Source organism: Pseudoalteromonas sp. P1-25 (genome assembly GCF_001401805.1).
Lineage (GTDB): Bacteria > Pseudomonadota > Gammaproteobacteria > Enterobacterales > Alteromonadaceae > Pseudoalteromonas.
Genome location: NZ_LKDW01000056.1, coordinates 1 through 10505, shown reverse-complemented (window position 1 = coordinate 10505; position 10505 = coordinate 1). Strand labels below are relative to the sequence as shown.

The window sequence follows — 10505 nt, the reverse complement described above, 5'->3', positions numbered from 1 at the left end:
GGTGCGGAAGGAGAGACTTGAACTCTCACATCCTAAGATACTGGAACCTAAATCCAGCGCGTCTACCAATTCCGCCACTCCCGCATTTTCACTTTGAATAATCAAAGGAAGGTAGTTATTTTAAGCTCTTTATTGAGCAACAAAAGAAAATGGTGGCTAAGACGGGATTTGAACCTGTGACCCCATCATTATGAGTGATGTGCTCTAACCAGCTGAGCTACTTAGCCATCTCTTTTGTTATCACTTCATCGCTGAGTGCGGGGCGTATTATGCTGATATGACCCAAATCCGTCAACACCTTTTTTGCAAAAAAACACTTAACAGGGTTTGTTTGCAGGAAAATTAAGCTAAGAGACTAAATTTTAATAAAATTGCTGTTTTTTTAACTGCAAATCAACTGCCAAAGTACACTAAGTAATAACAACTTAAAACCGTTAATACAAAAATTGCTGAGTATTTCAGTAGTCGTTTTGCGATCAAGACGTATTAAAGCCTAAGTTTATTGCGTATTTTAGCTATTGAATGAAGCTATGATACTCAACAACTAGGCTATGTAATCATTTTAAGCAGGCATAAGCTGCGCTAATTGCGCTAAAAGTTACATATGAATCACCGTGGCGACAGTTGGTAGGGCAATTTGCTTATTATAGATACGTATTTCTCACGTCAAATAGAGTATTTAACATAGCTCGTTAGTAAAATAGTAAATCGTAACAATACTTAATCATTTTGCGGACTAAATGTGTTGCTATCTGTGTTAACAAATTCTCTTTTAGAGCAACTAAATAGAATTTTTTGCCTAGCTATTAACACGTTTATCCATCCTCAAAATAGATCTCTTAACTAAGCAAAGTGGTATAAAAAGCCAAAAGTGATTAAGGCCGTTTAATTTTTGGATAAAACCTTACTTGTTACAGGCATAAAAAAACCCGCATTAAGCGAGTTTTTATAAACAGGTTGTTTAAGTGTAATTATACGTTAAACAAGAAGTTCATTACATCGCCATCTTTAACAATGTACTCTTTACCTTCTTGACGCATTTTACCTGCTTCTTTAGCGCCACCTTCGCCGTTAAAGGCAATGTAGTCGTCATAAGCAATGGTTTGTGCACGAATAAAGCCACGTTCAAAGTCGGTGTGAATTTTACCAGCCGCTTGCGGTGCTGTTGCACCGACTGGAATAGTCCAAGCGCGTACTTCTTTTACACCTGCAGTGAAGTAGGTTTGCAAATGTAGTAGCTCGTATCCACCACGAATTACTCGGTTTAGGCCTGGTTCGTCTAAGCCTAGGTCAGCCATAAATTCAAGCTTGTCTTCTTCATCTAGTTCAGAAAGCTCAGACTCAATTGCTGCACACACCGGAATAACAACCGCGTCTTCAGACTCTGCAATAGCGCGCACACGATCAAGGTGTGGATTATTTTCAAAGCCATCTTCAGCTACGTTAGCTATGTACATGGTAGGTTTAATAGTTAAGAAGTTAATTGAGCTAATTGCTGCTTTTTCTTCTTTAGTAAGCTCTAAAGAACGAAGTGTTAAGCCTTCGTCTAAATGTGCTTTAACTTTTTCAAGTACTGCATTTTGCTCTTTAGCGTCTTTATCGCCGCCTTTTGCTTTTTTAGCATTACGGAAAATGGCTTTATCAGCACTGTCCATATCGGCAAGTACTAATTCGGTATTGATAACGTCAATATCGTCAGCAGGGTCAATAGTGCCTGCAACGTGGATTACGTTTTCGTCTTCAAAACAGCGAACTACATGGCCAATTGCATCCGTTTCACGGATGTTTGCTAAAAATTGGTTTCCTAAACCTTCACCTTTTGATGCGCCTTTTACTAAACCAGCAATATCAACAAATTCCATACTAGTAGGTAGAATACGTTGAGGATTTACAATTTTTGCTAGCTCGTCTAAGCGAGGATCGGGTACCGGTACTACACCTGTGTTAGGTTCGATGGTACAAAAAGGAAAGTTAGCGGCTTCAATACCCGCTTTAGTTAGTGCATTAAAAAGCGTTGATTTACCAACATTAGGCAAGCCAACGATGCCACATTTAAAACCCATAGTAAGATACCTTGTTAAGATTCGTTTAAACGATTATGGTTTAAAAGAATGTAGTCTGTTTTGTGCTTTTAACACACCATCTTTTGCAAGTATTTCCATACAACGAACTGCTTCATCAACCGCTGCATCCATTTTTTCTTGGTCTTCTTTGGGGGCTTTTCCAAGCACCCAACCTGTGACCATTTCACGATGCCCTGGATGACCGATACCTATGCGTAAGCGCATAAAATCTTTTTGGTTTGCCATTTTTGCAATAATGTCTTTTAAGCCATTATGACCGCCATGGCCGCCGCCTTTTTTAAGTTTGGCAACGCCTGGGTCTAAATCCATTTCGTCATGGGCAACGAGTATGTTTTCCACGGGGATTTTGAAAAAATTGGCTAAACTACCGACCGCTTTACCACTTAAGTTCATGTAGGTGGTGGGGATCAATAATTTGAATTCTTGGCCCTGGATGATCACTTTGCCAGTTAGGCCGTGATATTTAGGATCGTGTTTGAGCGTGCAGTTGTAGCGTGCTGCGAGTTCTTCAATAAACCAAGCACCTGCATTGTGGCGTGTGTTTGCGTATTCGGGGCCTGGGTTAGCCAGGCCCACAAGCATTTGAATAGAATTCAAGGTGCAAGACCTTAAATATTATTCAGCAGCGTCTGAAGCTTCTTCTTCAGCTGGAGCTGCTTTGTTAGCTTTGATAGTTACTACTGACAGGTCGTGGCCTTCGCCTTTACCTAGCTCAACAGACTGAACGCCTGCAGGAAGCTCAAGGTCAGAGATGTGAACTGAATCACCAACTACTAAGTTAGAAACGTTAACTTCAACGAATTCTGGTAACGCTTTAGGAAGACAAGAAATCTCAACTTCAGTTAACTGGTGAACAACAGTTGCGCCAGCTTTAGTTACTACTTCTTCACCGATGAAGTGAAGAGGAACTTTAGTTACTAGTTTGTGAGTTGCATCTACACGTTGGAAATCAAGGTGAGTGATTTTTGGCTTGAATGGGTGACGTTGAATATCTTTTAAGATAGCTTCAACAGACTCGCCGCCAACATTTAGCGTAAGAATGTGCGTGTAAAAACCTTCGCTTTCTTGTGCTTTGATCATGTCTTTATGAGCAAGAGTAAGCGATACCGCTTCTTTATCTGCACCGTAAAGGATAGCAGGTACTTTGTCTTCGCGACGTAGGCGGCGGCTCGCACCAGTACCAGTTTCTACGCGAAGTTCAGCGTTGTAAGTATAAGTTTCGTTAGACATAATGTCTCCAATAATTAAAAGTGTTAGGGCCTTTGCGACCAAGGTCCCTACCCAAAAGGCGCGCTATCATAACACCACCCCCCGATAAAATAAACAACACATACAAAAAAAGCGCCAAAAGGCGCTTACATGTTCAAGCAGATGCGTGATTTTAGTGTTCAAACATCGCTGAAATAGATTCTTCATTGCTGATGCGACGAATTGTTTCGGCCAACATGTCAGCAAGTGTCAGTACTTTTACTTTATCAAGCGCTTTTAATTCATCAGATAACGGGATTGAGTCAGTTACAATTACTTCATCGATTACTGAGTTACGGATGTTCTCTGCGGCTTTGCCCGATAAAATAGGGTGTGTTGCATAGGCAAATACGCGTTTAGCACCATGTTCTTTAAGTGCTTCTGCGGCTTTACATAAGGTACCACCGGTATCAATCATATCATCTACAATAATACAGTCGCGCCCTTCAACATCACCAATAATATGCATTACTTGAGAAACGTTTGCTTGCGGGCGACGTTTATCAATAATAGCAAGGTCTGTATCGTGAAGTAGTTTTGCAATAGCGCGGGCACGCACTACACCACCAATATCTGGTGATACTACAACAACGTCTTCAAACTCACGCTCTTCCATATCTTCAAGTAGTACAGGGCTACCAAATACGTTATCTACTGGTACATCAAAGAAGCCTTGGATTTGCTCGGCGTGTAAATCAACCGTAAGAACGCGGTCAACACCTACACTTGATAAGAAATCGGCAACAACTTTAGCGGTAATTGGAACGCGCGCAGAACGTACTCGACGGTCTTGACGTGCATAACCAAAATAAGGAATAACGGCCGTAATACGACCTGCTGATGCACGACGTAGAGCATCAACCATAACAATAAGTTCCATTAGGTTATCGTTAGTAGGGGCACAGGTTGATTGCAAGATAAAAACATCCGAGCCACGAACATTTTCATTTATTTGAACACTGATCTCACCGTCGCTAAAACGGCCAACAACAGCATCGCCTAATTCAATATACAAACGTTTTGCAACTTTTTGAGCTAACTCAGGTGTTGCGTTACCAGCGAAGAGCTTCATGTCAGGCACGGTAGGGTTCCTCAGGCACTGAATTTTTGGACTAACGGGTAAATAGGTAAAACCTACTACGCGTTAACTTATGATTACTTGTACGTTACTTCATTGATCGAATATGGCGGCAAGCTCCGTATGAGCAGGTGAGACATTTGTGCTTGAAGCAACAAAACCCTGCCAAGTATGGGGGAGGTTATCAAGTACATCTTGTGCTTGAACTTGGCTAGCAAATTCGACAAAACAACATGAACCTGTTCCGGTCATCTTCGACGGGGCGTATTTTAGCAACCACTGCAGGGTTTTTTCAACCTCGGGGCAGAGCTTTTTAACTAAAGGCTCACAATCATTGGTTAATTTGTGGGTTCGCCAATCACCTGAAATTTTTGGTGTGTCGCGTTTTAAATCTGGATGGGTGAATATTTTAGCGGTACTTACATGTTGATTAGGGTGTACTACACAATACCATTTTTGCGCTAATTCTACGTCCACCAACTGTTCGCCAATACCGTGCGCTATGGCGCTTTTACCACGAATAAATACCGGTACGTCGGCACCTAATTGCAAGCCTAGGTTGGCTAATTCATCGATGCTTAGCTGAGTATCCCACATTTTATTAAGCGCAAGTAACGTGGTGGCAGCATCTGACGAACCGCCACCAACACCGCCGCCCATAGGCAGGCGTTTAATTAGATTTATTTTCACACCTGATGAAATACGACAATGTTTTTTAAGTAATAAAGCAGCTTTATAGATGAGATTATCGCAATCTGCTATGTCTTTAGTATCACCCGTTACTAAAATAGTAGCGCTTTCATTAGCAGAAAATTCGAGTGTGTCTCCAAAATTTAAAAAGGTGAATAAAGTTTCTAGTTCGTGATAGCCATCATCACGACGCGCGTTGATGTGTAAAAATAAGTTGAGTTTTGCCGGCGCAATGACCGAAAAAGCCGTTTGAGTATTCATGCTTAATTAAACTGCCAATTGTAGAGTTGAATTTTGATTTTAATTTGCTGGTGTTTTAGCGTGACGTTGCCGGGGACCCAAAAGCCACCTTGCTGTTTATAGTTTGAATACGTTATTTGCCATTTTTTATTCGTGTTATCGTACCAGATAACTTGTTGTGCACGGCCAAGTTCGTCTACTTTTAATGTTTGTGAGGTTAACGTGCCTTTTAACCAGTTATCAGCGTTATCAACAGGTAAATCAAAACCGGTTAAGCGTTTTAATAATAACGCAGCGTTAGTATCCGTGTATGTTTTATCGTCGTAATCAAGTAGCGCACCTGTGCGAGTTTGTTTTAACGACAATATACGTGTACCAATAAACGTAGTGAGCACTAAGTTGTTTTGTTTTTCGTCTTGTTGCCAATTTAAGTTTGCAGATTGTCGCTCATCAGGACTTATAAACGCTAACTTACCTTGAGCTTGCCAGGTTTTTTGCGCCGCTAAGCGAGGTTTCCAATCATCGTAAAGCGTTGTTTTTGTATCAATTTTGTGGGCGCAGCCCGCTAAAAACAGAAAAAGAGTGAATAAAATTAAATAATGTCTAATCAAATGTTGTTCCTTACTTTCCATATTCCGCTGATTTTTGGTAAAATTGCCGCCTTTAAAGTAGGGCGCAGCAATATTTGGCAAATATGACCATCATAGCACTTGGTATTAATCACAAAACCGCATCCGTAGAATTACGTGAAAAAGTGGCTTTTTCGCCTGAGCAAATGTCTGAGGCGCTCCAGCAATTAAGCGGTCATGCCGACTTTAACGAAGCCGTTATTGTATCTACCTGTAACCGTACCGAAATCTATTGTAGCCTTGAGCAGTCAAATTCCCAAGCATTGCTAGCGTGGCTTGCCAGTTTCCATGGCCTGGATGAACATGAACTGAGCAAAAATATATATTGCCACCAAGGTGATGCTGCTATTAATCATTTAATGCGTGTTGCGTGCGGCTTAGATTCATTGGTATTGGGTGAGCCGCAAATTTTAGGGCAAATTAAGCAAGCTTACCATAGCGCTAAAACACATGATGCTGTAGGCGTTAAGTTTGATAGGTTGTTTCAAAAAACCTTTTCGGTCGCTAAGCAGGTTCGTACTGACACCGATATTGGTGCTAGTGCTGTGTCGGTGGCGTTTGCTGCGGTTAATTTAGCAAAACATATTTACGGCAAGCTTGATAAAACCAATGTGTTATTAATTGGTGCCGGCGAAACAATAGAGCTTGTCGCTAAACATTTATACCAAAATGAGCCGCAACAAATTACGGTTGCCAATAGAACCATTGAGCGTGCACGCGGTTTGGCACAAGAAGTGTCGGCCGATGTGATTGCGCTGGCGCAGTTACCTGAACGTTTGCACAAAGCCGATATTGTTATTAGCTCAACAGCCAGTACGTTACCAATTATAGGTAAAGGGGTAGTAGAGCAAGCATTAAAACAGCGCCGCCATAAGCCTATGCTGTTTATTGATATAGCTGTACCGCGCGATATAGAAAGCCAAGTAGGCGAGCTTGATGCGGCCTATTTATATTCCGTTGATGACTTACAAGCCATTGTAAGTGAGAATATGGCCGCGCGTGAACAGGCAGCACAGCAAGCACAATTAATAATAAGCGAGCGCGTAAAAGAATTTGAAATGTGGGTTCGCTCTCTCGATTCGGTTGACTTAATTCGTCACTACCGAAACGACGTACAAACCATTAAGTCTGAACTTGTTGAGCGGGCGGTTAGTCAGCTAAATACAGGTAAAGATGCAGAAAAAATTATATTAGAGTTGGCCAATAAATTAACCAACCGCTTAATGCACGCGCCTACCCGTGCAATTCAAGATGCGGCTAAAAAAGGTGAAGTGGCTCAACTAACTCAGTTGAAAAAAATGTTAGGTATTGATCAGGAATAACAGTTAAATGAAAGAGTCTGTATATCGTAAATTAGAAACCTTAGTAGAACGCTACGAAGAAGTACAAGCGCTACTGAGCGATCCGTCGGTCATTAGTGATCAAAACCGCTTTCGTGCTCTTTCAAAAGAATACTCTGAGCTTGAAGAAATTGTAAAAACATTTTTAGCATACCAACAAGCACAAGACGACGTCGCCACTGCTGAAGAAATGCTAAAAGATTCAGATCCCGATATGCGTGAAATGGCGCAAGAAGAATACAAAGAAGCTAAAGCGCAAATTTTATCGTTAGAAGATGAGCTACAAGTGCTTATGCTTCCTAAAGATCCTAAAGATAACAACAATGTATTTTTAGAAGTACGTGCCGGTACTGGTGGTGACGAAGCGGCTATTTTTGCAGGCGATTTATTTAGAATGTACAGCCGTTACGCTGAAACACAAAAATGGAAAGTGGAAGTGGTAAGCACCAATGAAGGTGAACACGGCGGCTACAAAGAAGTTATCGCAAATATTAGCGGCGAAGGCGTGTACGGTAAGCTTAAGTTTGAATCGGGCGCTCACCGTGTACAACGTGTACCAGAGACTGAATCGCAAGGGCGTGTACATACCTCTGCGTGTACGGTAGCAGTAATGGCTGAAATTCCAGAAGCAGAAGCCATTGAAATAAACACTGCTGATATAAAAGTAGATACATTTAGAGCCTCGGGTGCCGGTGGACAGCACGTAAATAAAACCGATTCTGCAATTCGTATTACTCATATTCCAACAGGTGTGGTGGTTGAGTGTCAGGATGAGCGTTCGCAACACAAAAACCGTGCTAAAGCGATGTCGGTGCTTTCTGCGCGCTTACAGCAGGCCGAAGATGAAAAACGCCAAGCCGAAGAAGCTTCTGAACGTCGTAATTTAGTGGGAAGTGGCGATCGCTCAGAGCGTATTCGTACTTACAACTACCCGCAAGGGCGTATTACCGATCACCGTATTAATTTAACGCTTTATCGCTTAAACGAAGTGGTAACTGGTGATTTAGGCGCAATTATTGACCCATTAATGCAAGAGCATCAGGCCGATTTACTTGCCGCCATGGGCGATGAGTAATTGTGAGTCACACTCTTGAGCAGGCAATCGCGGTTGGTGCAAACATACTTGCACCAACAAGTGACAGTGCCAAATTAGATGCACAAGTACTGTTATTACACGTTCTTCAAAAGCCTCGCAGTTATTTATTTACGTGGCCAGACAAGCCGCTTAGTAGCGATGAGCAGCGCCAATATGATGAATTTTGTCAGCGGCGCTTAAACGGTGAGCCCGTAGCGCATATTATTGGTGAGCGCGAATTTTGGAGCTTACCCCTAGAGGTAAATGCCACGACGCTTATTCCTAGACCGGATACTGAAACCTTAGTTGAACACGCTTTAGAGCTTGCCATGCCTGAGCAAGCTAAAGTGCTTGATTTAGGCACTGGGACTGGCGCTATTGCACTTGCACTGGGCAGTGAAATGCCAAAGTGGCATATTACCGCAGTAGACAAAGTAGCAGATGCAGTGGCCTTAGCGACGCGTAATCAGCAGCGTTTAGCGATTAATAATGTGCAAGTTAAGCAAAGTAACTGGTTTAGCGCGCTGAAAAATGAGCAGTTTAATTTAATTGTTACCAACCCCCCTTACATTGAGCACGACGATAAGCATTTAAAAGAAGGGGATGTGCGCTTTGAACCGCTTTCTGCGTTAGTGGCCGATGAGGCTGGAATGGCTGATATAAAACAAATAATTACACAATCACGTGACTATTTGCTCGCGAGTGGCTATCTTTTAATAGAACATGGTTTTGAACAGGGTGAAGCTGTTCGACATTTGTTTGAGCAAATGGCGTATATAAATATTAAAACAGTAAAAGACTTGGGAAATAACGATCGTGTAACGCTCGCACAATGGCCTTAATTTGACAACAAACAGCCATGATGTGTGTTCTATAAATGCATTAAGGAACTTTTAATATGATGGGTGATTTTTTATTTTCAGATGAGCCAGAAGAGTTAGAAAGTGAAGTAGAGCTTGGCACTTGGAAAGTATTAATCGTTGATGACGAACCTGAAGTTCATGCTGTTACAAAGCTTGCGTTGAGTGATTTTGAATTTCAGAATAAACGTTTAGAGTTTTTAAGCGCATATTCAGGCGCTGAAGCAAAAGAATTAATAAATGCGCACCCAGATGCCGCTATTGTACTGCTAGATGTAGTAATGGAAACCGATGATGCCGGGTTGCAAGTTGCTAAATTTATCCGCGAAGAAGCTAACAATAATCATATTCGTATTATTTTAAGAACAGGTCAGCCAGGGCAAGCACCTGAACGTCAAGTTATTATTAATTATGATATTAATGATTACAAATCAAAAACAGAGTTGACAGCGCAAAAGCTGTTTACTGTTATTATGTCAAGCCTGCGCTCGTATCGCGATATTATTTCTATAGAACAATCTCGCGAAGGGCTTGAAAAAATCATTATTGCCTCGCGGGATATTTTTGCAACGCGTTCAATTGAGCAGTTTATGGAAGGAGTAATGCAGCAACTTACTTCTTTACTAGGCATTGCGGATCAAGCCGTTTATGCAACAACATTGGTTGCTCAAAATATTGAAGACAGTAGTAATGATAAGTTGATTGTTCGCTCTGCTACGGGAGAGTTTGAAAAAAGCGAAGGTAAAGTCTTAGATGATGTACTTCCTAGTGAGCAATTAGAAGCCTGCCATAAAGCACTTGAAGATAAGAGCATAATCTATAAAGACAACTATTTATTTGCTTATTGTAGCAGCGAGTACAATCATAATTCGATGCTATTTATATCGGGGATCCCTAAAAATATAACCGATACGCAACGTAATTTAATTGAGATTTTTTCTCAAAATGTACAACTTGCATTTGAGAACGTGCAACGCCAGCAAGGCTAGCTATTACTGTACATTAAAAAGCACATAGCGTTTGCAGCTATGTGCTTTTTGGTTTATAGGGCATAATAGCCGAGATAGTCCGTAGAGCATGTTGAACGTTAAACGGATTCTAATACCAATCCGCAATAATATCTAATCATTTTGCGGGGTTAAACGTGTCGCTATCTGCGTTAAAAAATTCTTATTTACGACTGCATGGATGCAGAAGGTAGAGCAATGCAGGAGCAATTGCCGAGAACAACTAAATAGCGAATTTTTTGTCTTGCTATCAA

At 41.4% G+C, this 10505-nt stretch carries 9 protein-coding genes, 2 tRNA genes and 1 pseudogene; 4 read left to right on the top strand and 8 right to left on the bottom strand.

The window, feature by feature from the left end; all coding sequences use genetic code 11:
• Nucleotides 1-2: 2 nt before the first annotated feature.
• From AN393_RS19275 to lolB, 8 genes are all read right to left on the bottom strand, one after another.
• Nucleotides 3-84, bottom strand: a tRNA-Leu gene (locus AN393_RS19275).
• Between the two features lie 66 nt (nucleotides 85-150).
• A tRNA-Met gene (locus AN393_RS19270) sits at nucleotides 151-227 on the bottom strand.
• 744 nt (nucleotides 228-971) lie between these two features.
• The gene (gene ychF / locus AN393_RS19265; RefSeq protein WP_055018915.1) at nucleotides 972-2063 is read right to left on the bottom strand and encodes a redox-regulated ATPase YchF; all 1092 of its coding nucleotides are present in this window, start codon (nucleotides 2061-2063) and stop codon (nucleotides 972-974) included.
• A 33-nt stretch (nucleotides 2064-2096) separates the two neighbouring features.
• A complete protein-coding gene (pth, locus tag AN393_RS19260) occupies nucleotides 2097-2681 on the bottom strand; it encodes an aminoacyl-tRNA hydrolase (protein ID WP_082422814.1) in 585 nt (194 codons plus the stop codon).
• 18 nt (nucleotides 2682-2699) lie between these two features.
• Nucleotides 2700-3314, bottom strand: coding sequence for a 50S ribosomal protein L25/general stress protein Ctc (locus tag AN393_RS19255; RefSeq protein WP_055016466.1), 615 nt, complete (start codon nucleotides 3312-3314; stop codon nucleotides 2700-2702).
• 151 nt (nucleotides 3315-3465) lie between these two features.
• Nucleotides 3466-4413, bottom strand: coding sequence for a ribose-phosphate pyrophosphokinase (locus AN393_RS19250; protein ID WP_004588832.1), 948 nt, complete (start codon nucleotides 4411-4413; stop codon nucleotides 3466-3468).
• Nucleotides 4414-4503: 90 nt separating this feature from the next.
• Nucleotides 4504-5361, bottom strand: a complete 858-nt coding sequence (ispE, locus tag AN393_RS19245; RefSeq protein ID WP_055018914.1) for a 4-(cytidine 5'-diphospho)-2-C-methyl-D-erythritol kinase — start codon at nucleotides 5359-5361, stop codon at nucleotides 4504-4506.
• Between the two features lie 2 nt (nucleotides 5362-5363).
• On the bottom strand, nucleotides 5364-5951 hold the full coding sequence (lolB, locus tag AN393_RS19240) for a lipoprotein insertase outer membrane protein LolB (protein ID WP_082422816.1): 588 nt from the start codon (nucleotides 5949-5951) through the stop codon (nucleotides 5364-5366).
• A gap of 83 nt (nucleotides 5952-6034) precedes the next feature.
• Here lolB and hemA point away from each other — a divergent pair, with 83 nt between their 5' ends.
• The 4 genes and pseudogenes from hemA to AN393_RS19220 form a co-directional block, all read left to right on the top strand.
• Nucleotides 6035-7291 carry a glutamyl-tRNA reductase gene (gene hemA, locus AN393_RS19235; RefSeq protein WP_171042088.1) on the top strand — a complete coding sequence of 419 codons (1257 nt, stop codon included), beginning with the start codon at nucleotides 6035-6037 and terminating at the stop codon, nucleotides 7289-7291.
• Nucleotides 7292-7298: 7 nt separating this feature from the next.
• A complete protein-coding gene (gene prfA / locus AN393_RS19230) occupies nucleotides 7299-8384 on the top strand; it encodes a peptide chain release factor 1 (protein ID WP_055016470.1) in 1086 nt (361 codons plus the stop codon).
• Nucleotides 8385-8386: 2 nt separating this feature from the next.
• Nucleotides 8387-9226, top strand: a complete 840-nt coding sequence (gene prmC, locus AN393_RS19225; RefSeq protein ID WP_055016471.1) for a peptide chain release factor N(5)-glutamine methyltransferase — start codon at nucleotides 8387-8389, stop codon at nucleotides 9224-9226.
• A 56-nt stretch (nucleotides 9227-9282) separates the two neighbouring features.
• A pseudogene (locus AN393_RS19220) lies at nucleotides 9283-10224 on the top strand (DUF3369 domain-containing protein); the annotation flags it as partial.
• Nucleotides 10225-10505: the final 281 nt, after the last annotated feature.